Raw genomic sequence first — 23,119 nt, forward strand, 5'->3', positions numbered from 1 at the left:
GGTGAGATGTGTGTAGTTCATTATGCAATTTCGACTGGCCGGTCAAAAAGGCACAAATGCTATCGCATCTTGCCCTCATTAACCGGTACCGTTCATAAATTGCACTTCATCCTAGAATTCGCCTTCTGCATTAAGAAAATTTATCGCAGAAATGAAATTAGCGACTGAGATCTTAGTACGCAATCTGACGCGCGCTGGCGATCTAGTAACTAGCTTTAAGCATGTCGCTGTTGATAGGACCAGCTCAAAACGAAGGCAATTCTCGTTAGCCGATCTTACCGCAGAAATTTTACTAACAATGAACCCAACCCTTTCACAGGAGCAATGTTGCATAAAACAAGATATTGATAAAACGATCAATATGGACAGTTTTCCTGGCCCACTAGGACAAGTATTAATCAACCTGATCAACAACGCGATCATTCATGGAATTGATGCGTCTAAGGACGGGTTAATACACATCAGCGCTCAACGTCTTGATGAGAACAATATTCTGCTGCAAATCAAAGACAACGGCAGAGGAATCCCAAGTGATCATCTACGCCGGGTATTTGAGCCCTTCTTTACAACACGTCTTGGCCAAGGAGGATCCGGAATGGGTTTGCACATTGTGCACAACCTCGTCACTGGCTTGTTGGGTGGGAAAATTATTGTAATCTCTGAACGAGAATATGGTGGAACAACATTCCAGCTCACACTACCAACTACGGCACCGGAGAGCGAAATGACGAACGATGCAGGAATAATGCACAAGTAAGATTAGAGAGAGTGTGTGTGATAGCAAAAAACGATAGTGATGCGCTTAGCAACGCTAACGACGAGAATACCCACCTAGATCTTATAGCGAACTCAATAGCTAAAAAAGAAAAAGCCCCTGACGAATCAGGGGCTTAATCAGAATTACTGGCGGAGGCGGTGAGATTCGAACTCACGATACAGGTTTAAGCCCATATGCTTCCTTAGCAGGGAAGTGCCTTCGGCCACTCGGCCACGCCTCCACACTATTACCAACCTTACCCGAGAGCTCGGCAGTAATCGAGATCAAGATAATAGCGGTTCAACTGCCTTTGGTCAACTATTGCGGTACACAAAAATAGTTTTTTTCAAACTGTATTGCCTCAAACGAATAAAACAGGACCAAATTGAGCACAATCCCGCCATTCATCCTTTGTTATGCGCTTTCGAGACCAAATGCTTTATGCAAGGAACGTACCGCAAGTTCCATATATTTCTCATCAATCAACACAGAGATTTTGATTTCCGACGTAGAAATCATCTGGATATTGATGCCCTCTTCCGACAAAGTACGGAACATCTGGGATGCGATACCGACATGGCTACGCATGCCAACGCCAACCACGGACACTTTCGATACTTTGGAATCACCGGCGATACTTGCAGCACCGATGTGTGCTTTAACACTACCCTCGAGGACTTCCATCGCTTTTTGGTACTCGCCGCGTGGAACAGTGAAAGTAAAGTCTGTTTTCCCTTCAACAGACTGGTTCTGGATAATCATATCGACTTCGATATTAGCATCTGCAACCGGACCGAGAATCTGGTACGCGATACCTGGACGATCAGGTACGCCCAATACAGTAATTTTGGCTTCATCACGGTTAAACGCGATGCCGGTGATGGTAGCTTGTTCCATGTGTGTATCTTCCTCAAACGAAATCAGAGTGCCGGATTTTGCTTCTTCTTCCAGCGGCATTAGCGGGTCAGTCAATGACGACAAGACCCGGGTAGGCATACGGTAGTTACCAGCAAACTCAACTGAGCGAATTTGCAAAACTTTGGACCCGAGGGATGCCATTTCAAGCATTTCCTCAAAGGTGACCGTATTTAAACGGCGAGCATCAGAAACAACGCGTGGATCCGTCGTGTAGACACCATCCACATCGGTGTAAATCAGGCATTCCTGCGCCTTCAATGCCGCCGCGACAGCCACCGCAGAGGTATCTGAACCACCACGCCCAAGCGTTGTGATATTGCCGTGCTCATCGACGCCTTGAAAACCAGTGATGATGACAATCTTGCCCGCATCCAGATCAGCCCTCACTTTGGCATCATCAATCGATGCAATACGTGCTTTGGTATGAGCGGAATCGGTCTTAATCGCAACTTGCCAGCCAGCGTAAGATACCGCTTGCTTACCAATTGCTTGCAATGCCATTGCCAGCAGACCGACAGATACTTGTTCGCCTGTAGAGGCGATCATGTCGAGTTCACGAGGATCAGGTTGCGCCATAATTTCTTTAGCGAGACCGATGATACGATTTGTTTCGCCGGACATTGCCGATGGCACCACAACTATCTGGTGACCGGCATCATGCCATTTGGCGACGCGCTTGGCGACGTTCTTGATGCGTTCTGTTGAACCCATCGACGTACCGCCGTATTTGTGGACGATTAAAGCCATAGATATAGAAGACTAAAGGGTGAGAAATGAGGTAAATCAACCCCTTACTCTACATGCTGCTCTGCAAAATAACAAGAAGCTTTAAGCCACAATTTCTGAAGAATCCGCGGTATTGGCGAGTTTAAGAACAAATTTTCCGCAGAAAATAAGGCAAACCAACAAGAAAACTGAAAATAAAATAGACAGAATACGCTCTTACCAGGAATAGGCGGCAAATAAGACGACTAGCCAATTCTCGCGTAAGGTATGGGGGTATGTCGATTTTATATGTTTATACCATTGATTAATATAGACATATAAATATACTCCCCCGTAGTATGCAGCTTTACCAAGTTTCAATACAACCAAAAACCAGCAATAGAAGAAATAAATTCAGCCATTTTTCACCAATAAATCACTCAACGGCGTCATATGACTATTTCATCTATCGATATAAACAAGTAATTGCAATGCGTTGTCAGGCAAGCCTCTTTTTTTGCTGCAATTGCGGAATCGCACTGTGAGCCGATCTAAATGCGCGGCAGTTATTCACGCTACGGCATCAACAACCCACCAGCGAACACCTCCGCAAGATTATTATTTATTCAGGTAAGAAAGCGCCAATCCATCCCATCCTTCAAATCCCAAACCTTGCATAGTTTCGATATTTTTTTCATAAATCATCCCAGCATCCGGAAACGCTTCTACTGCGCGATCAATGCTTTCTTCGCGCAATAAATGCAGCGCCGGATAAGGGGAGCGATTAGTGTAATTTTCAATATCATCCAGATCTGTGCCGTCGAACTGGAAATCGGGATGAAAACTTGCCACTTGCAAAATACCATCCAATTCAAGCTCTTCTAATAACCCATCAGCAACCTCCATGAAGTCATTAAAGTCAAGAAAGTCGGTCAGAACTTGTGGATGAATTAGCAGCGTCGTATCGATTTTTTCTGCACTGGTTTCCGCCAGTAATTCAAGTTCGCTGTGAAGTTGTTCCAACAATGCCTCTGGTGTCGTCGCCTCACTCACCACATAACGAATTTGCTTCTTGACGTGGACGGCTTTTGCAAATGGACACAGATTGAGACCAATCACCGCTTTTTCCAACCATTCTTCGGTATGGGCAATCACGGTTTCAGGTGCAATAGGAGTAGTTTTTGGCATGATAAATGGCTTTCAGGTTACAACGCTATCCGGCGTCGTAGCACAGCGTAGAAAATAAAACGACAGTATGCCACCTCAATAAAAAACAGCCCGAAATTTTCGGGCTGTTTTTTTGATTTTAGACCATATCAGTGAAGATTTAAGCAATGTTCGCTGCAATCACCTCACCGAACATCGTCAGTTGACTCAGATTTCTTCGTACAAAGGTAATGTCAAAAATTCGGCAAAGTTTTCCGATGTCGACATTTCTTCAAAAATTACCGCAGCACGGTCATACGTCGGACCATTTCCAGCCACTTCTTTGACCTTGACCAGTTCTTCTGGAATCATGGCGCGCACCATCTCTGCAGTCACTTTACGACCATCTTCCAGATTGCCTTTGGCAGAACGGATCCACTGCCATACCTGAGAACGGCTGATCTCTGCGGTTGCAGCGTCTTCCATCAGGTTATGAATTGGTACACAGCCATTTCCTGCCAACCATGCACCCAGATAATGGATGCCAACGTTAATGTTATAACGCAAGCCTGCCTCAGTGATTGGCGTTTCCGGCTGAAAGTTCAGCAAATCTTTCGCTGTGACTTCAATGTCCGGACGTTGCTTGGAAATTTGATTTGGCGCATCACCCAATACCTTTTTGAATTCAGTCATCGCCAACTCGACCAGACCTGGATGCGCAACCCAGCCGCCGTCGTAACCATCAGTTGCATCACGGGCTTTATCATTGCGTACACCACCCATCGCGATGTCATTTTTTTCTGGATCATTTTTGATTGGAATCAACGCTGCCATACCACCGATCGCAGGTGCATTACGCTTGTGGCATGTTTTCAGCAACAGCAATGCGTAAGAACGCATAAACGGCGCTGTCATTGTTACTTTAGCGCGGTCTGCCAAGCAGAAGTTTTTATCGTTTTTGAATTTTTTAATGCAAGAGAAAATATAATCCCAGCGGCCAGCATTCAAGCCAGAACTGTGCTCACGCAATTCATACAAAATCTCGTCCATCTCAAAGGCAGCGACGATGGTTTCAATCAATACGGTTGCCTTGACGGTACCTTGTGGAATACCGACTTCATTTTGTGCCATCACAAAAATATCGTTCCACAAACGCGCTTCCAAATGGGATTCCATTTTTGGCAGATAGAAGTATGGACCTGCGCCACGTGCCAACTGCTCTTTGGCGTTATGGAATAAAAATAAAGCAAAGTCAAAAATACCACCTGAAACACGCTTACCATCAACCAGGACATGCTTTTCATCCAGATGCCAACCACGTGGACGGACCACCAACGTTGCGATTTTGTCGTTGAGTTTGTATGACTTACCGTTTTGTTCCAAGCTGATCGTGCGGCGCACTGCATCACGCATATTGATCTGACCAGTGATCTGATTATCCCAGTTTGGCGTATTGGAATCTTCAAAGTCAGTCATGTAGCTGTCTGCGCCAGAGTTGAACGCATTGATAACCATCTTACGTTCAACAGGACCTGTAATTTCAACGCGGCGGCACTCCAAGGCTTTTGGAATTGGAGCGATCTTCCAGTCACCTTCACGGATATGCGCTGTTTCAGGTAAAAAGTCAGGTAACTCACCAGCATCAAGACGCTTCGCACGCTCCACACGCGCTGCCAGCAGCTCCTGACGACGCGGCTCAAATGCGCGACTCAGTTTAGCGACCAGAGCCAATGCTTCTGGCGTCAGAATTTGTTCAAAGCCTGGTTTAATTTCACCAGTAATTTGCATGCCTTCAGGTACATTCAATTGCGTCATTTCAGTCTCCGCGATAAAAGTTTACATCAAAAATAAAATTCAAAAAATTAACTGTGATATTGATCAACAAATCCAATCACGTCAGTCAGCGTGCTACCCACTCCATGTGGCGTCACACCCAATTCCTCCAGCGGTGCGCCAGCACGATTTACCCAGAACGTCGTGTAACCAAACCAGGTTGCACAACAAACATCCCAGCCGTTACTCGACACGAACAAGATATTTTTTGCAGGCACGCCAAATACATCCGGCCCTAATTGATAGGCTTCTGGTGCTGTTTTATATTTACGCACCGCCTCAACCGACATCAAGTGACTAAATAGTCCCTGCATTCCTGCGGCATCCACCGCTGATTGCAACATAGGGGTTGTCCCATTCGATAGAATCGACAATTTATACCCTGCAGACCGCAACGCTTTTAGCGTTACCAGATTTTCCGGAAACGACTCTAACCGGGCATACTGTCCCATTAATGCGTTTTGCGCATCGAGACTTAAATTCAGTGCCAATTTTTTACAGACAAAGATCAACGCATCTTGCGTGACTTCCCAAAATGGCTTGTACATACTGCACATCGTGCGCAATTGAGTGTATTCGATCTGCTTGGTACGCCACATTTGTGCCAACTCGTTACCACGCCCAGGAAAATATTTGTCTGCCAATTGACTGATTGAATACACGTCAAACAAAGTCCCATAGGCATCAAACGCAATTGCATGAATCGTCATGACATTTCTTTCCTAAGTGAAAAAACACAAATACCGGATTAATACAATGCGTTCCAAGCAGCACAGTCGTTTTCGCTTTACCATGCGCACACAACCCTAATGGGCTTGTGTATCAATTGTAAGAATCTGAAACATAGTATATTCAATAAAAATTACTAGAAATACCTAGTTTTATCACTTTATCTTTTACTTTTAGTTAAAAATAAAAGCATTTAGCTCATAATAGACCGCATAAAATGATGGCAATGACCTGCATTAGCAGATTGCACTCAATCCAAAGAGAAAAAACAGATGGATCAATTCAAACAAATTACCACGTTTGTCGAAGTTGCCAACCGAGGCAGCCTCTCTGCTGCTGCCCGCGCAGAGGGCGTTGCGCCCGCAATGATAAGCCGTCGGTTGGATGCCTTAGAGGAAAGGCTTGGGGTAAAATTAATCCAAAGAACCACGCGCAAAATTGCACTAACCAACGAGGGCGCAGCGTTTCTCGATGACTGCATGCGCATTCTCGCGGATCTCGAAGAAGCAGAGTCCTCCGTTTCGGAACGCAGTTCGAACGCGAGCGGTACGCTGACCGTCTCTGCTCCAGCAGGATTTGGCAGGCGACATGTTGCACCGCTGATCCCCTCATTTTTAGCAGAGCATAGCGATCTTAAACTCACTCTCAGCCTGAATGACCGAGTGGTCGATCTGATTGGTGAAGGCGTTGACGTCGCTATTCGTATCGCTTCATTAACTGACTCGAATCTGATCGGCGTTAAGCTGGCAGACAATAAACGCGTTGTCGTCGCTGCGCCAAGTTATATCAAACGCCAAGGTACCCCTAAGAGTATCGACGAATTAAGCGCTCATAACTGCCTCGCTTTTAGTAGCGATGGCAGCCAACGCGGCTGGACCTTTCGCCAGAACGGTAAAAATGTCACGATCAAGGTCGATGGCAATATGGTCTGCAATGATGGCGAGGTTTTACATGACTGGGCGATGGCCGGCAAAGGCCTTGCCTGGCGCTCCATGTGGGAGGTGGGTGCGGAGATCGAATCTGGGAAATTAGTCACGGTTCTGGATGAATACACGGCACCTGGTAACGATATCTACGCTATTTTTGCGCAGCGACGTCATTTACCGTTGCGTATCCGCTCATTCATCGACTTTCTCAGGCAAGCCTATAGTGATCCGTTTTACTGGAAAAAAATTTAATCCTCATAAAAAAACGGGCATAAAGCCCGTTTTTTTATGGTGCATCGTCAGTTTAAAACTCCTCCCAATCACCCGCCTCACTCAAAGATGATGGTCTTGATTTTTTTCTTGAAGCTGATTTTGGCGCAACAGCACTTCTGATTGCTTTCACTGGTTTGATAGCTGATTTTGCTGCATATGACACAGATGCAGCACCAGTTTTCTTTGCAGCAGATGCTGCTACTGATGAGACAGGATGTTGATCAATGACGTTCGATATTTTAAAAATACCAACGGCCTTATTAAGATTGTGCGCCTCTTCACGCATGCTACCTGCAGCAGCGGCAGCCTCTTCGACTAAGGCAGCGTTTTGCTGTGTTGCCTCGTCCATTTTTGCGATCGCTTGGTTCACCTGTTGGATGCCATCACTTTGCTCAGCGCTAGCCGCTGTGATCTCAGCCATAATGTCAGCAACACTTTTAATCGACACCACAATTTCATCCATCGTCTTACCAGCATCATCCACCAAACGAGATCCTTCATCAACCTTATCAACGGAATTACTAATGAGTTCTTTAATCTCTTTGGCAGCGCCTGCAGACCGTTGCGCGAGATTTCGCACTTCCGTCGCCACTACGGCAAATCCACGTCCTTGCTCACCTGCCCGCGCGGCTTCCACCGCTGCATTCAGGGCCAGAATATTGGTCTGGAACGCAATACCATCAATCACGGCGATGATATCAACGATCTTCCGTGAGCTTTCTTTAATTGAAGACATGGTGTGCACCACATCGCCAACGACACGACCACCTTTAGTCGCCACCTCAGACGCAGTCAATGCCAAGCTGTTCGCTTGACGTGCATTATCCGCATTTTGCTGCACAGTGGATGTCAACTCTTCCATCGAGGAAGCAGTCTCTTCCAGGCTCGCAGCCTGCTGCTCGGTCCGCGTTGATAATTCCATATTGCCCGTAGCAATTTCTTCAGAGGAAACAGCAATCGAACCACTACTTTGACGGACCATCGTGACAGTTTGTACAAGACTCTGGCGCATTGTCTCTAGACCAGAAACCAATTGCCCCATTTCATCATTGGACTCAGGCGTTAATTGATTCGTCAGATCACCATCACCAATAGCAGTAAATTGGACCAGTGCCTGCTGCAGGGGGTGCGAAATAGCGCGCAATAAGAAATGCGCAGAAATAAACACGGCAGTCAAACCAGCAACAACACCCAAAATGTCGACCCACATAAAAATCGTTAAGTCGCTTTGGCTTTTTTTCAGCAACTCACTAGAGCTAACAAACTGATACTCGGCAAGCTCGCCAATTTTTGCTGAATATGGCGAAAATTTTACTGGAACAATCTCAGTATTAATTCGATCCGCCTCTTCTTTATTACCGGCCTTAATTGCTGCCAACATCGGTTGATGGGCTTCTTTTAAATAGGTATCACGAAGTGAAATGAGATCTGCTACTAATTTTTTTTCCGACTCGTCCAGCGGCAAACTAAGATACTTTTTAAAGTTCTCGTCTGACTTAACCACGAACTCTTCTGACTTACTGATCGTCGTCGATACACTGGCAGCATCTGGATGAGCGATCGCTCTATCAAGTGCAGTTCTAGAACTTAAGAGCCAGACCCGAGATTGCTCCAAACTATCAACTGAAGGCAACTGGTTGGCAAATAATTCTTGGATCACCGCATTACTATTGCGCACGCCGTAAATACCCATTAATCCACCAATAGTCAACAGGATGGCCATAAAAGCCATGGTGCCAATCAACCTCAACCTGATCGTTAAATTAATCATCACTACCCTCTTAATCAGTCTTTTTCAAATACACCAGAGTACAAAAAACACAGGCCTCAGTATTGATTAAAAACAATATTTTATGTTCACACTACAGCTCAACATAAAATTGTTTTACTAAAAAATACGAGACACATTTACAAAAGCTCAAAAAAAATCCCCGACAAAATCGGGGATTTTTTATTTGCAAGGCTGTTATATCAGCCCATCAAACCTCAAATTACAGAGGAGCGATGTTGGAAGCTTGCTTACCTTTTGGGCCTGTCGTTACTTCGAAAGAAACGCGTTGGTTTTCTTTCAAAGATTTGAAGCCGGAAGATACGATTGCGGAGAAGTGAGCGAACAAATCTTCGCCGCCTTCATCAGGAGTAATGAAACCAAAACCTTTAGAATCATTGAACCACTTAACAATACCTGTTGCCATTACTATTTCCTATTTCAGTTAATTTGGGCATATGCCCGATAGATCGTTTCAACCAAGTAAGAAATGACAGACTGATACTGCACTACCACTTTGAATCTCAACGACTAGTTGATTATACGCATAATCTATGGGAGAAAGTAAATAAAAAATGAAGATATCTGCAAATATATTCAACTTTCAGTCTTTACGTGTGCATTTAGCCGACATCAAACTGATTTTTTACGTAAAACATACCAATTTATTATTAAAAATACATTATTTCTTTTGATTAGTGCTACTGCAACATTGTCCCAGCGTGTTAAACGTATTGCAGGATGATCAGGGTCTCTCATCGCAGCAACCAGTGATGCTGACCTTTCGGCCCACTCACGCTACAAAAACACCTTACCAGTCCAGGAAAAAGGAAGCTATACAGTAATATAGTGATGCCACACCCAACTCAACCCTCAGTTTTTACCTGAGCGGCAAAAGGAGCATCAATGACGATCGCGCCCTTTGCTTCTGCTACACAAGGCAAAATCCAGCATTCCGCTTTTTCTTCAGCACTCAGTCCAGGCCAATCGATCCGATACCGAATTTCGCCATCAACTAATTTACACATGCATGCCCTGCATGTGCCATTTCTACAAGAGTTTGGCAAACGTATTCCGGCCAAGAGAGACGCTTCCAGAATACTTTGCCCATGTAACACCGGATACTGCCATTCCTGAAGCAATATCGTCACACTCCCATCCTGAACGTTTTGTTCCATGAGTTTTTAAGCAGTCCTTGTTATTTGCGCTGAATTTTACTAAATTGAAATGAGCACTTGATCAAATAGGCAGGCTCAGGCGCGCAAGACAATTCAGGAGTTCAGCATGAATCATGCAAACATGACATTAAAAACACCTTCCCACCAACTGTCCAGTGATCGCCGCAACAACCGAGCGCCAGATTTTATTTTACTAGAAGTCGACCCTAGAGACGTCATAGAAGGCGCCATGGTTGACGGTATCTATTATGCTCAAGATATTCAATCCGTAGGCCACATGCGGGAACACTGCCCCTATTGCATGAGCACCAAACTGCAATTGGTTTTGCGCTACAAACATGTAAAACGTTCACATTTATTCTGCAACTCATGCACCCGCTGCTTCGATGCGCTATACCCTGACGGAACCTCTGCACTTGTCGTTGGTGCGATGTCACTAGTGTGAACGCTGCAGGCAATAAAAAACCGTAGCATCAATATTCTGATCTACGGTTTTTGAAGCCAGCCTTATCAGAAGGCAGCAACTGCTTTTAAACGACAGTTTGCAAACGCATCGCAATGCCCATATCACCAGCGACTTTGAGCTTACCCATCATAAATCCATTCATTGGATTGAGTTCGCCATTCAACAGCGCAGAGAGATCTTTCAAAGAAATCGTGATCGTACAAGCGGCATCCGTATTTTCATTAGAAACCGTATTAGGTGCTGAAACGGCATCAACGAATACAACGCCATCACTACCACAATCAAATTTCAAGGTTGCGTTGAGCCCGCTGTTGTCGCCAACTTTAGCGCGAATTGTCTCAGTACACGTTTGCAAATCCATGCCTACTCCTTTAAGTTATAAGACTTACGCAAAAATATCCCACTTGATCTCTATTATCAAAACAAACCAAGAATGAGAGATGTTTTTGCGTAAGTCACAAGTTAAAAACAAAATCACTTTAGCATGCATCCCTTTCGAGGAACAATACTAGACAACTTCCAATCAAAATCAATCCCAAGCGAAATGCGCAGGGTTATTTCAAGATACAGCTTAACAACCAGTAATGCTGATTTCTGAAAATCCGGATATCTCTGACGTTTGGACCAAATTTTTTACGTAACGCACTATCCGTCGGGAAGTTTTTAAGAATACCGACCCGTTCTCCATCTTGGCGGATACGGAACTGATAGGTATTACCTTCCGCATCTGTCCGAGCGATCGGCGTGCTGCTACCTTCAATATAGTTATTATCAATCAGTACCAACAAACTTCCTTTACCCGCGCCTTTACTTAACTTGGTTAATAATGCAGATTGCTCTTCACGTTTAACATGAGACCAGAAAAATCCTGCAAAGCAAGCTGAATACTGTCCCGCTGTCGCATCCGGCAATTCGTATAGATCGACCAAATCAAAAGTAGTGTTTTCTGAAGGGTAAGATTTTGTTTGGGCAATATTGAGCATCGACTGATTAATGTCAGTAGCAACCACTGATGCCGCATAAGGCGCGAACTTTTCAGTCCAATAACCTGTTCCACAAGCCACTTCAAGAACCTGATGATTTTTGAGTAACTCACAGATGCGATTCTGCATCTCTTGCAAATCAGCCAAGCGCTCCGGACGCTCGTACACTTGCTCTAAGTGCTGTGCGCGTTGAGCGTAATATTCACGCATTATTTCTTCAGTCATTTTGTTTATCTAATAAAAAGTTAATCAGTTCGACAAATCCGGCCCCACATTCATGCTGCGTCACAAAACGTGGATGGGTATCGAATCTATCCAGGTATTTTTTTACATTTGCCACACCGACCGACCAAGGGTAATGTGCAAACATACTGGCATCATTAGGAGAGTCGCCAATGAATACACAACAGTCACGCGCAGCGTCATCATCAATACCAAAAATCTCTGCCAATAACCGCTGCGTCATCGTTTGTTTAGAAAACGGCATCACCGACGCGTGAGCATGGATATTACTCGTCGTCGAGTACAAGCCATGCTCCCTAATAAAGGTGACAATTTCTTTAACGCTTTCGACTGGCAAAGCAGGAATTTTTTCGCCAATATCAAACGCAAGATCGCCGATTCTCTGCTGCGCGTCCAACGCAATCTTTACTCCAGGAAAGCGCTGTTCAAGTTGCACCGCGAAGCGCTCAAGGCGCTGCTTGTGTTGCTTGCGCGTCTGTGCATCCGCATAAAATAAAGCGTGCTGCACACCTTTACCATCAAGCCAAAAGGCGCTAGCTCCGTTCTCGGCAATCACCGCATCAAAGTTACATAGGCGCAGTAATGGCAGTGTCCAATATGTGGGACGCCCCGTTACCGCAATCCTCAATAACCCTGCCCGTTTAGCCCTGTCCAGCGCATCCAAACTTGCAGCACACAGTTGACCGTTGGTCGTCAATGTATCATCAATATCCGTCAACACCACGCGCAACTGAGGCAGCTGACCATGCGACCATTCATGCAGTGCCTTCATACTTATAAATCGTAATTATCTTTATTGCCTTGCAAAACACTATCAACCATCTTGCGAGTCAGTGTTGGATTTAAGAGTTCAATAAAGGTATAGACATAACTACGTAAATACGCCCCCTGCTTAATCGCTACGCGTGAGACGTTCATCCCAAATAAGTGACCTACCGAGATAGCGCGCAGATTTTTATCACGTTCCGCATCAAATGCCATGCCAGCAATAATGCCGATCCCCATCCCTAGCTCAACATAGGTTTTGATGACGTCTGCGTCAATAGCTTCAAGCAGAATATCGGGCTTAAGATTGCGAATCTGAAATGCCTGGTCAATCTTGCTACGTCCAGCAAAAGCAGCATCGTAAGTTACAAGTGGAAATTCGGCGATTTCTTCCAGCGTCACATTTTTCACCCGTAACAAAGGATGATCAACTGGGACGATCACAACATGCTCCCATTGATAGCAAGGCAGAGAAATCAACCCATCAAAACCAGCAATCGACTCTGTCGCTATCACAAGATCTGCCTGATCGCGCATCACCATTTCAGCAATCTGCTTCGGGTTTCCTTGCAATAGAGACAATCTCACCTTAGGGAATTTTTGCATAAACGCTTGAACAACCATCGGCAAGGCGTAGCGTGCCTGCGTGTGGGTCGTTGCAATGGTAAAACTACCACTATCCTGAGCCGCATATTCTTTGCCAATACGCTTGAGACCGTCGATTTCTTGCATAATCAGTTCAACCGACTTCAAAACAGCACGCCCAGGTTCAGTCAAACCACGAATACGCTTACCGTGCCGAGTAAAAATATCCACACCCAACTCTTCTTCTAACTCAATAATGGCCTTAGAGACGCCTGGTTGTGAAGTAAACAGCGCTTTCGCTGCCTCAGTCAGATTAAAATTCTGCCTGACGGCTTCCCGGACAAAGCGTAATTGATGTAGGTTCATGGGTCGCTAAAATAAGTTGGCTTATGCTATTAAACTTCGGTAAAACAAAGTTGATATACTTCTAGCAGTATATAGAGACCACGACAAGAATTCCATGCTCAATCAAAGATACCCAAGCCTGAAACCGATTTTTTTTAACACTCTCAGTGTTTTGATGTTGTTTTCACATTGTTTTACAGCGACGGCTGAGACGATCCCCGCACAAAAAGTACAATCCCGACCGATTAAGGTTTGCCTGGCACTATCTGGGGGTGGCGCACGAGGATTCGCCCATTTAGGTGTACTTAAACAACTGGAAGAGATGCACATTCCTATTGATTGCATTGCAGGTACCAGTATGGGCGCAGTAGTTGGCGGGCTGTATGCTGCTGGCATGTCGGCAACTGAGATAGAAAATAAGTTACAAAAACTCAAGCTCAACGACATCGCACTTGATCGTATTGATCGAAGGGAGTTACCACAGGCGGTGAGAGAAGAAGATGACCGTTACCCACTCGGCGCCACATTAGGATTGAGCGAAAACGGCGTACGACTACCTACTGGCGCCATACAAGCCAGTCAATTTCAAGAGTTAATTCAAAGCTGGACTGCGCATTTACCACCAGAGATCCGTTTTGATCAATTACCGATCCCGTTTAGGACAGTTGCAACTGATCTTGAAACGGGTCAAATGGTCGTTTTTGACAAGGGATCATTACACAAAGCAATTCGCGCAAGTATGGCAGCTCCTGGTGTTTTTGCGCCGACGGAAGTCAATGGCCGATTACTCTCAGATGGCGGACTAGTTCGCAATTTACCAGTCGATATTGCTCGTAGCATGGGTGCTGATGTCGTTATCGCAGTCAATATTGGCACGCCACTGATGGCCCGCGACCAACTACAAACATTGTTCAATGTGAGTCAGCAGATGATTAATATTCTCACTGAACAAAACGTGCAAGCACAGAAGGCCTCACTCCGTAGTGGAGATATATTAATTGAGCCTGATCTGGGGAATATTGGATTCATGGATTTTTCTCGATCACAAGAGGCTAGTCTCATTGGCGAGGCGGCAACAAAAAAAATGGCGGACAAACTAAAGAGATTATCGTTACCAGAACAAGTCTTCATGAGCACTCAGCGCATGAGGCTCAACCCACAACTACCGCCGATCAAGATCAGCTTCATTGACATTAACAATGAGAGCAAAATTCCGGAAAAAGACATTCGGCGTCAATTGGGTATTCAAATTGGCAGCATCTATAACACGGATGACATCAATCGGAGATTGGCGGTGTTGAACAACGCCAGGGAATTTGACAGTATCAACCATGAACTGATACAGCGAAACGATGAATACGGCATCAGAATCGACGCACGAGGTCGCAATTGGGGCCCACATTTTTTACGTTTTGGCCTAAATTTATCAAGTGGTTTTGACGCTATCGGCGGCTTTCGTCTTCAGGTCGGCCATCGACGTCCATGGCTCAATGACAGCGGCTTAGAGTGGCGAACTGACGCTGAATTTGGAAATCAAATTAAATTACATACAGAACTACGCCAACCAGTTTTCGAACGTGAAGGAATGTTTGTCTCGCCATATATCGAATTCAATGATAGTACGATCAATCAATATGATGGAGACAGCCGCATTGCTGAACTCGATTTACGCACCGAAAAAGCTGGGATAGATTGGGCATTCAGGCTAGGTGAGCAAAGTAAACTAGGTGAAGCTCGGATTGGACTTAACTATAACCGCTTCAGTGTACACTCCAAATTAGCAGGCGTTATCTCTAATCCTGATGGGACAGTGACGAGTCCAACCTTCCCAAGCGGCAGCATTCAACAAGTTGGCATAAAAACGTCGGCGACAATCGATCAATTGAGCGATCCCAACTTCCCTAGGGATGGCTATAAAGTCGCTGGAAGTATCTTTTTTGGTCTCAACAGAAGTGAAAAAAACTATCAAGAACTCTCATTTAGCAGTGAATGGGCAAAAAGTTTTCAAAGCCATAGTATCAATCTGAAGTTCAGCGGCGCTGGCTTGCTCCAGACAAGCACCGAACTTCAAGGAATTGGCTCGACCTTAGGCGGCTTCCAAAAACTATCTGCCTATCAGCAAGACCAATTCAGTGGCAACTACATGCTTTACGGCAGTGCCACCTATCTACTTCGGGCAGTGAATTTTGAAATGGCGGGTCAGAGCCTGTTTCTAGGCTCTTCGTTAGAGGCAGGCAACGTCTGGAACACGCGCAATCAGATAACAGTCCCCTCCCTACGAAAAAGCTTAAGCTTATTTGCTGGCTTTGATAGTTTTATGGGGCCGATTTATCTGGGATTTGCGGTTGGACAGAACGGTGCAAAAAATGTCTTCTTCCAAATGGGAAGGCAATAAGAACTACCACCCAAAAAAAACAGACATTGATCTAATAATGGTCAGAAAGCGTCAGCGTAGCCTACGTAGAATATGTCATGAAATAGGATAACAACTGGCGCATTTCTGACGATAGGCATCACATTGATCAGGCTATCCGCCCGAAGCATACAAAAATTTACCACCCTGAATCTTTGCCATTACGCGCGATCTTTGATCCAGACCAACGTGATCTGTCGGCGTCATGTTGATCACACCTTGAGGGACAGCTAAATCGTGCGTAGTTTCAAGACTCGCCCTTAAAGCAAGACGAAAAGCCTTGGTACCGGGTCGCGCCACTTTTACGGCCTCAGTAATACCGTGTGCTGTCAACAGATAGGCACCCCATGCATCGGCGGCAAATTGTGTAACACCATTCATCCCACGCTCTGAAGGATAAGCGGCCTGATATCGATCAATAAATTCGGAAGCCGTCTTTTTTACTGCATTATTGGTTGGCAATTGAGACGCGACGACCGCAGGACCGGTAGGAAATAAGGTCCCCTCCACTTCTTTCCCACCTAGCTTTAAAAATTCTGGACTGGCAATACCATGTGTTTGATAAATTTGCCCTTTATACCCCCGCTCAAACAGCGTTTTCTGAGGCAATATCGCTGGTGTGCCAGACCCAGCAATCAGAATAGCATCAGGCTGCGCTGCGATGAGTTTTAAAACCTGTCCGGTAACACTCGCGTCGGTTCTAGCATAACGTTCAGTAGCAACTATCGTGATTTTTCTGATTTCAGCAAGCTTAGAAAATTCGCTCCACCAACCATCACCATAAGCATCTGCAAAACCAATAAAGCCCACTCTTTTGAAACCACGATCAGCCATATTCTGGGTCAGGATAGTCGCCATGTGGGTATCATTTTGCGGCATTTTAAATACCCATTTTCGCTTTTCGTCCATTGGCATCACAATGACGGCAGAAGCCGCCAGTGTCACCATTGGCGTTGAACTTTCTGCCATTACATCCAACATCGCCAGTGCCGACGAGGTCAGATTTGGACCAATCACAATATCAACTTTGTCTTCGGTGATCAGTTTGCGTGCATTGCGCACTGCATTACTCGGATCACTGGCATCATCGAGAATAATGTACTCAACGTGCTGCCCTGCGATTTCTTTTGGCCATAACAACACTGCTTTTTTGGAGGAAGCACCAATCGAAGCAGCTGCGCCTGTCATTGACAAATCCACACCGACTTTGACCTGCGCAGGCGCAGGGACACAGAGAACAGCAGTAAGGCCCACTAAAAGTGATCGAATTGCGTGCATCAATTTTTCCTCAATAACAGTAATAGCGAACAAACGTATCGTCAGATGCCTACTTTCCCTCAGTCTCAACGACGCTTTGATCAATCGCGCCAAAAATTGATTTGCCATTTTTATCCAACATCTCAATTTTGATACTGTCACCAAAATGCATAAATGGCGTCACTGCTTCCCCGGTTGCAATCATTTCTAACGCACGTTTCTCAGCAATGCAGCTAAATCCTTTGGCAGCATCTTTATTTGACACTGTCCCTGAACCAATAATAGTGCCTGCTCGCGCGTTGCGGGTTTTGCATAGGTGTGTAATTAACTGCGGAAATGAAAACACCATATCCACACCAGCATTTGGCTGCCCAACCAGATTACCATTCCAACTAGAACGCAGCGGCAAATGTACTTTACCATCACGCCAGAATTCGCCTAATTCATCAGGAGTGACTGCAACGGGTGAGAAACTGGTTGCAGGTTTGGATTGAAAGAAACCAAAACCTTTCGCTAATTCTGCCGGAATCAGGTTGCGCAGTGACACATCATTGACGAGCATCAGCAAGCGAATGTGCTCTCCGGCATACTGTACATTAACACCCATTGGCACATCGCCGGTAATAATGGCGATCTCACTCTCAAAATCAATCCCCCACTTTTCCGATGCCAACACAATATCATCGCAAGGGCCGATAAAGTCATCACTTCCCCCCTGATACATCAATGGGTCATGCCAAAAACTTTCTGGCATGTCTGCCTGGCGCGCCTTACGTACCAGTTCGACATGGTTAACATAAGAAGAACCATCTGCCCACTGATAAGCGCGAGGTAATGGCGCGAGACAATTTTGAGAAACAAATTCAAAGCTATTGGCTGCACGTCCCGCATTCAGACGGACATATAATTCTTCCAGTTGCGGTGCAATGAAGTTCCAGTCATCGAGCGCACGCTGTAGCGTAGGCGCAATTCCATTGGCGATACAGGCCGTTTTTAAATCACGGGAAACGACGATCAATTGACCATCACGCGAACCATCTTTCAGAGTTGCAAGCTTCATTGTTTTCCTCATTTGTCGTCATCATTACGATTTTACATGAATGAATTATTGAAGTTCACGATAAAGTTGTAGCGATCTATCATTGATTTGTTGCTGCAGTGCGAACCAGAATGATGCTTTATCTATACCTTTCAACGATTAACTCATTGCCCAATCTACAACACTGACGAGAATCAAGGTATAGAATTACTTTTGGCTCGCGTAAAATACGCCTAACTATTTTTGCCTTACCAAGGCATCATTTTTTCTCCGGAATCAGCAATGAACAAACATCGCCGTCTTCGTACTACCCTCGCTTTTTTTAGCCCTATCTTGGCCGCATTGCTCATCAATGCCGGTATCCACGTCAATAGCTCCGCCGCCGACGTTGCATCGCCAAAATCAGGCAAGACTGAAATGCAAGCAGACCATCGCGAAGATAGCCAACGGCTTCTTAAATTAGCAGACTATTATTACGATCAACAGGCTGAATTTGAGCCAATTTCTGCGACCTATATCGGCGACAATCGTTATGACGATCGCCTCCCGCAAACACTGAATCCGGCAATCAAAGCCAAGCACACGTTGATACTGCAACACATCGCCAGACAATTAAACAATATTCCCCGTAAAAATCTGACTGCAAATGATCAAGTAACGTATGACTGCCTGAAGTACGAATTGGATGCAGCCATCCAGATGGCTAAATTCGATGACATGTTAATGCCCATTAATCAAATGGATAGCATTCCTGTCACACTAGCCCAGTTCGCCAGTGGTCAGAGTGCGCAATCACTAACGACGGTCGCCAACTATGAAGCCTATTTAAGTCGACTCAAACAACTGCCCATATGGTTAAAACAGGCAACAGTCAATATGAGGACAGGTATTCATCGTGGCATCGTGTTACCAAAAGCGCTGGTCATTTCCACCCTTCCTCAATACAAAGACTTATTAGCAGATAAAGCGGAGGATCAGGCCTACTATCAGCCGATCAAAAACTTTCCAAAAGATTTCTCTGAAAAAGATATGATTCGCCTGAGTAAAGCCTATCGTGATGTCATCAATCAGTTGACGCTGCCTGCTTTACGTCAGTTCAACCAATTTCTGAACAACGAATATCTTCCAGCGAGCCGCGCAACGACTGGCTGGAGCGCTTTACCAAACGGTGAAAAATGGTACAAAGCTTGGGTTGAAAACCAGACTACCACCCAACTAACACCAGAACAAATTCACGCAATCGGCCTAAAAGAAGTGGCGCGCATCCAAAATGAATACGCCACACTTGGGCCTCGCCTTGGGTACAACGGCGAGCCAAAAGGATTACCTGCATGGATGGAGCAGCAAACACAATACCGCCCATTTAAAACAGAAAAAGAAGTCCTGGATGCCTACCGTGTTATCGATGCACAAATACGTCTGAAGTTACCGGAACTCTTTGGACATATACCAAAGGCGCCACTCGACATCCGCCCAGAGCCAGAGATTAGCCGTGCTACTGCTTCTGATCACTACTCTGCACCAGCGATTGATGGCTCCCGCCCGGGTGTATTCTGGGCCGTCATCAACAATCCAGCCGACTACGCTACGACAGGGATGAAAACCCTGTTTTTACACGAAGGACAACCTGGTCACCATTTCCATTTGGCGACATTGCAAGAATTAGATGTTCCTAAATTCCGAAAAGTCGGTGGCAATAATGCCTACACAGAAGGTTGGGCATTGTATGCAGAAACGTTGGGAACCGACATGGGACTCTACCAGAATGACCCAAGTTCGTATTACGGTCATTTAAGTGATGAAATGTTACGTGCGACGCGATTAGTCGTCGACACAGGCATGCATACAAAAGGCTGGACGCGCGAACAAGGAGTCCAGTATCTCCAAGAAACCCTCGGCTATAGCGAAGCGGTTTCACGCCAGTGCATCGAGCGCTACATGGCGTGGCCAGGACAAGCTCTTGGCTACAAGATAGGCTCATTGAAGATTCAAGAATTACGCCATAAAGCAGAACTAGTACTCGGCAACAAATTTGATCTTCGTCGCTTCCATGATGCAATTTTAAGCGATGGAACCCTTCCATTATCGCTTCTTGAAGCTAAAATGCTGAAATGGATTGCGGAACAACAATCAGCAAAATAGTAACGACAGGCACTTTTATCACAAAGCGCGGTTGACCTTCGAGATTAAGTCAAGCAGAATGATCTAGCTACGTTTTTATTTTAATAAATCGTTTCATCAATGTTGCCAAAGGGGCTGCCCTAACACAAGCTAACGACGGGGCAGTTTCTTTATCACTTTGGTAAGTGACAGTTTTACATGTACAGGAAACGCACTACTACTTAACCCTCAATGATTGACCTTTGCGATGAACAGATCTAAAGCCATCAAAAGCATAGTCGAACAGGCAAACCGTGGGGATTTGGTATTCCCAACCAATGTTGCTGCCTCACTCAAAATTCAACAGGCGCTGGACGATCCGGATTGCGCTGTAGATATCGCAACAAAACTCATCATGAATGAGCCCTTGCTGGCGGCACGTGTTGTTGCTATCGCTAATTCGGCTGCGTTTAATCGCGGCAGTGATGTTACCAATGTCAAAGCAGCCATTAACCGACTGGGATTTCGCTCATTGAAAACAGTCGTCGCCTCCGTCATCGTACGTCAGCTTGCAGGAACCAGTAAGGATTCACACATCCGATCAATGACCAATAAATTATGGGAGCATACTGCGCAGGTTGCAGCACTGTCACAAGTGATCGCCCGCAGAATTACAAAACTTGACGCCGACACTGCAATGTTTGCAGGTATTGTCCATGAAGTGGGTAACTTTTACCTGATATCACGAGCAGAAGAATTTCCAGCATTGTTACAACCAGAGGACATGCTTGATGTCGACGATACCTTGCCAGAATTTGCAGATACAATTATCGACCTAGAATCAAGTGAAGCGATAATTGGACGGGCTGTGATTAAAAATCTGCACCTACCTACGGCAGTCACTGAAGCTCTAGAGGCCCTGTGGTACGGCTTACGTGCCATGCCTCCAGAAACCTTAGGCGACACGATTTTACTTGCTAACGAATTGGCAAGTACACACTCTCCACTTGACTTTAACTCTTACGCTGAACATGAACGCTTTAGTTCGGAAATTGATTTTGTTGTGGGTGATGGCACACTCAATAGCATCCTCGAAGAATCAGAGGAAGAATTAAGATCACTCACTGCCGCACTAATAAGCTAGCGCATTCTTTTGTTGAGCGGTTAATGGAGGAGTCGTCTTGAACTTGCGAACACTCCTCAGAGCGAGGGGTGTTCGCATCACCAGCGCCGTTGCGCAGTCAGCTAGCTAGAGCGTCGCGCTCAACAGAACCTTAAACCTATATCAGCCGACATGATTGCCAATTAAAAGCTACCACCAGGTATCCGCACCCAGCCTTCCATCAAAATGCGGGCACTACGACTCATGATCGCTTTTTTCACAACCCATTCACCATCGATCTGCGACGCTTCCGCACCTACACGCAAGGTACCTGAAGGGTGCCCGAAGCGCACTGCAGTGCGTTCACCGCCGCCAGCAACAAGATTGACCAACGTCCCAGGAATAGCTGCTGCAGTACCGATAGCGACCGCGGCAGTGCCCATCATGGCATGATGCAACTTACCCATCGACATCGCACGAACAAGAAGATCAATATCCTTAGCCACAACTGCTTTACCGCTTGACGATACATAATCAGCGGATTGAGCAACAAAAGCTACTTTCGGTGTGTGCTGACGTTGCGCAGCTTCATCAATATGCCTGATCAACCCCATCCGCACAGCTCCGTGAGCGCGGATAGTTTCAAACATTGCGAGTGCTTTAGCATCACCATTAATAACATCTTGTAACTCAGTTCCGGTGTAGCCAATCGCTGCTGCATTAACAAAAATAGTGGGAATACCTGCATTGATCATGGTTGCTTTTAAAGTGCCGAGACCAGGAACTTCCAGATCATCAACCAAATTACCCGTCGGGAACATGGATCCACCTGCGCCCTCCTCGTCTGCTGCTGGATCCATAAACTCTAACTGTACTTCTGCCGCTGGAAATGTCACACCATCGAGTTCAAAGTCACCTGTTTCCTGCACTTCACCGTTGGTGACGGGCACATGTGCAATGATCGTTTTGCTGATATTGGCTTGCCAGATCCGCACAATAGCAACACCATTTTGCGGAATACGTTCAGCAACAACCAACCCTGCACTAATAGCGAATGAGCCAACGGCGGCAGATAAATTACCGCAATTTCCGCTCCAGTCAACGAAGGCTTTATCAATCGCGACCTGACCAAACAAATAATCAACGTCATGATCTGGCTTTGTGCTTTTAGACAAAATAACCGTCTTGCTTGTTGACGACGTCGCACCACCCATACCGTCAATTTGTTTGCCATAAGGATCCGGACTTCCGATCACTCGCAACAAAATTGCGTCACGCGCGGCACCTGGCACCTGCGCTGCCGGTGGCAGATCCTGCAAACGGAAAAAAACGCCCTTGCTAGTGCCACCACGAATATATGTCGCGGGGATTTTAATCTGAGCTGGATGAGTCATTTATATCTTTCGTCTTTTTATCTTAACAATCTACACCTTAAAACTGAAAAACTTGCGTACATCAAAATAGCTCAGCGCAGAGAGTCGGAAGCACAAACTGAAGTAAGAACAATCCAATTGACGATCTTATCCTTCATACATTCTTTATGTGCTGCAGCACCTCTGTGTTGCATGACGTACGCAAGTCCGATACG

At 45.6% G+C, this 23,119-nt stretch carries 20 protein-coding genes and 1 tRNA gene; 6 read left to right on the plus strand and 15 right to left on the minus strand.

Annotation, left to right across the window (positions count from 1 at the left end; all coding sequences use genetic code 11):
- The first annotated feature begins 151 nt into the window (after positions 1 to 151).
- Complete coding sequence (locus tag ACO0KV_RS15690) at positions 152 to 757, plus strand: sensor histidine kinase (protein ID WP_423043686.1); 606 nt, start codon at positions 152 to 154, stop codon at positions 755 to 757.
- 147 nt (positions 758 to 904) lie between these two features.
- On the opposite strand, the gene ACO0KV_RS15695 is transcribed toward ACO0KV_RS15690, so the two are convergent.
- The 5 genes from ACO0KV_RS15695 to ACO0KV_RS15715 all read right to left on the minus strand — a co-directional run bounded on the left by ACO0KV_RS15695 (position 905) and on the right by ACO0KV_RS15715 (position 6,069).
- Positions 905 to 998: transfer RNA gene (locus ACO0KV_RS15695), tRNA-Ser, on the minus strand.
- A 173-nt stretch (positions 999 to 1,171) separates the two neighbouring features.
- On the minus strand, positions 1,172 to 2,422 hold the full coding sequence (locus tag ACO0KV_RS15700; protein WP_423043688.1) for an aspartate kinase: 1,251 nt from the start codon (positions 2,420 to 2,422) through the stop codon (positions 1,172 to 1,174).
- Positions 2,423 to 2,998: 576 nt separating this feature from the next.
- A complete protein-coding gene (locus ACO0KV_RS15705) occupies positions 2,999 to 3,568 on the minus strand; it encodes a DUF1415 domain-containing protein (protein ID WP_423043690.1) in 570 nt (189 codons plus the stop codon).
- Positions 3,569 to 3,754: 186 nt separating this feature from the next.
- Entirely contained in the window at positions 3,755 to 5,341 is a 1,587-nt protein-coding gene (gene aceB, locus ACO0KV_RS15710) for a malate synthase A (RefSeq protein ID WP_423043692.1), read from the minus strand.
- Between the two features lie 47 nt (positions 5,342 to 5,388).
- Positions 5,389 to 6,069: a haloacid dehalogenase type II gene (locus tag ACO0KV_RS15715; RefSeq protein ID WP_423043694.1), complete on the minus strand. Its 681-nt coding sequence runs from the start codon at positions 6,067 to 6,069 to the stop codon at positions 5,389 to 5,391.
- A 291-nt stretch (positions 6,070 to 6,360) separates the two neighbouring features.
- Here ACO0KV_RS15715 and ACO0KV_RS15720 point away from each other — a divergent pair, with 291 nt between their 5' ends.
- The gene (locus ACO0KV_RS15720; protein WP_423043696.1) at positions 6,361 to 7,266 is read left to right on the plus strand and encodes a LysR family transcriptional regulator; all 906 of its coding nucleotides are present in this window, start codon (positions 6,361 to 6,363) and stop codon (positions 7,264 to 7,266) included.
- A gap of 52 nt (positions 7,267 to 7,318) precedes the next feature.
- Here ACO0KV_RS15720 and ACO0KV_RS15725 read toward each other — a convergent pair whose 3' ends face one another.
- From ACO0KV_RS15725 to ACO0KV_RS15735, 3 genes are all read right to left on the minus strand, one after another.
- Positions 7,319 to 9,058 (minus strand): methyl-accepting chemotaxis protein, encoded by a 1,740-nt coding sequence (locus ACO0KV_RS15725; protein WP_423043698.1) that lies wholly within the window; start codon positions 9,056 to 9,058, stop codon positions 7,319 to 7,321.
- 220 nt (positions 9,059 to 9,278) lie between these two features.
- The gene (locus ACO0KV_RS15730; RefSeq protein WP_186910542.1) at positions 9,279 to 9,482 is read right to left on the minus strand and encodes a cold-shock protein; all 204 of its coding nucleotides are present in this window, start codon (positions 9,480 to 9,482) and stop codon (positions 9,279 to 9,281) included.
- A gap of 439 nt (positions 9,483 to 9,921) precedes the next feature.
- Complete coding sequence (locus ACO0KV_RS15735; protein ID WP_423043700.1) at positions 9,922 to 10,233, minus strand: 2Fe-2S iron-sulfur cluster-binding protein; 312 nt, start codon at positions 10,231 to 10,233, stop codon at positions 9,922 to 9,924.
- Between the two features lie 106 nt (positions 10,234 to 10,339).
- Between ACO0KV_RS15735 and ACO0KV_RS15740 the strand changes: the two genes are divergently transcribed.
- Complete coding sequence (locus ACO0KV_RS15740; RefSeq protein WP_423043702.1) at positions 10,340 to 10,678, plus strand: hypothetical protein; 339 nt, start codon at positions 10,340 to 10,342, stop codon at positions 10,676 to 10,678.
- A gap of 85 nt (positions 10,679 to 10,763) precedes the next feature.
- Here ACO0KV_RS15740 and ACO0KV_RS15745 read toward each other — a convergent pair whose 3' ends face one another.
- The 4 genes from ACO0KV_RS15745 to ACO0KV_RS15760 form a co-directional block, all read right to left on the minus strand.
- On the minus strand, positions 10,764 to 11,060 hold the full coding sequence (locus tag ACO0KV_RS15745; RefSeq protein ID WP_423043704.1) for an SCP2 sterol-binding domain-containing protein: 297 nt from the start codon (positions 11,058 to 11,060) through the stop codon (positions 10,764 to 10,766).
- Positions 11,061 to 11,253: 193 nt separating this feature from the next.
- Positions 11,254 to 11,907, minus strand: coding sequence for a class I SAM-dependent methyltransferase (locus tag ACO0KV_RS15750; protein ID WP_423043706.1), 654 nt, complete (start codon positions 11,905 to 11,907; stop codon positions 11,254 to 11,256).
- Positions 11,900 to 12,697, minus strand: coding sequence for an HAD family hydrolase (locus ACO0KV_RS15755; protein ID WP_423043708.1), 798 nt, complete (start codon positions 12,695 to 12,697; stop codon positions 11,900 to 11,902). Before ACO0KV_RS15755 ends, ACO0KV_RS15750 begins: the two co-directional genes overlap by 8 nt.
- 2 nt (positions 12,698 to 12,699) lie before the next feature.
- Entirely contained in the window at positions 12,700 to 13,641 is a 942-nt protein-coding gene (locus tag ACO0KV_RS15760; protein WP_423043710.1) for a CysB family HTH-type transcriptional regulator, read from the minus strand.
- A gap of 154 nt (positions 13,642 to 13,795) precedes the next feature.
- Between ACO0KV_RS15760 and ACO0KV_RS15765 the strand changes: the two genes are divergently transcribed.
- Complete coding sequence (locus ACO0KV_RS15765; protein WP_423043712.1) at positions 13,796 to 16,015, plus strand: patatin-like phospholipase family protein; 2,220 nt, start codon at positions 13,796 to 13,798, stop codon at positions 16,013 to 16,015.
- A 132-nt stretch (positions 16,016 to 16,147) separates the two neighbouring features.
- Here the strand turns inward: ACO0KV_RS15765 and ACO0KV_RS15770 are convergent, their stop codons facing one another.
- Both ACO0KV_RS15770 and ACO0KV_RS15775 read right to left on the minus strand, forming a co-directional pair.
- Positions 16,148 to 17,311 carry an ABC transporter substrate-binding protein gene (locus tag ACO0KV_RS15770; RefSeq protein ID WP_423043714.1) on the minus strand — a complete coding sequence of 388 codons (1,164 nt, stop codon included), beginning with the start codon at positions 17,309 to 17,311 and terminating at the stop codon, positions 16,148 to 16,150.
- 49 nt (positions 17,312 to 17,360) lie between these two features.
- A complete protein-coding gene (locus ACO0KV_RS15775) occupies positions 17,361 to 18,350 on the minus strand; it encodes a fumarylacetoacetate hydrolase family protein (RefSeq protein WP_423043716.1) in 990 nt (329 codons plus the stop codon).
- Between the two features lie 261 nt (positions 18,351 to 18,611).
- On the opposite strand from ACO0KV_RS15775, the gene ACO0KV_RS15780 reads away from it, so the two are divergent.
- Positions 18,612 to 20,471 carry a DUF885 domain-containing protein gene (locus ACO0KV_RS15780; RefSeq protein WP_423043718.1) on the plus strand — a complete coding sequence of 620 codons (1,860 nt, stop codon included), beginning with the start codon at positions 18,612 to 18,614 and terminating at the stop codon, positions 20,469 to 20,471.
- A 226-nt stretch (positions 20,472 to 20,697) separates the two neighbouring features.
- A complete protein-coding gene (locus ACO0KV_RS15785; RefSeq protein WP_423043720.1) occupies positions 20,698 to 21,573 on the plus strand; it encodes an HDOD domain-containing protein in 876 nt (291 codons plus the stop codon).
- Between the two features lie 161 nt (positions 21,574 to 21,734).
- On the opposite strand, the gene prpF is transcribed toward ACO0KV_RS15785, so the two are convergent.
- Positions 21,735 to 22,925: a 2-methylaconitate cis-trans isomerase PrpF gene (prpF, locus tag ACO0KV_RS15790; protein WP_423043721.1), complete on the minus strand. Its 1,191-nt coding sequence runs from the start codon at positions 22,923 to 22,925 to the stop codon at positions 21,735 to 21,737.
- Between the last annotated feature and the right edge of the window lie 194 nt (positions 22,926 to 23,119).

It is taken from the genome of Undibacterium sp. RuRC25W (assembly GCF_049339825.1).
GTDB lineage: Bacteria > Pseudomonadota > Gammaproteobacteria > Burkholderiales > Burkholderiaceae_D > Undibacterium.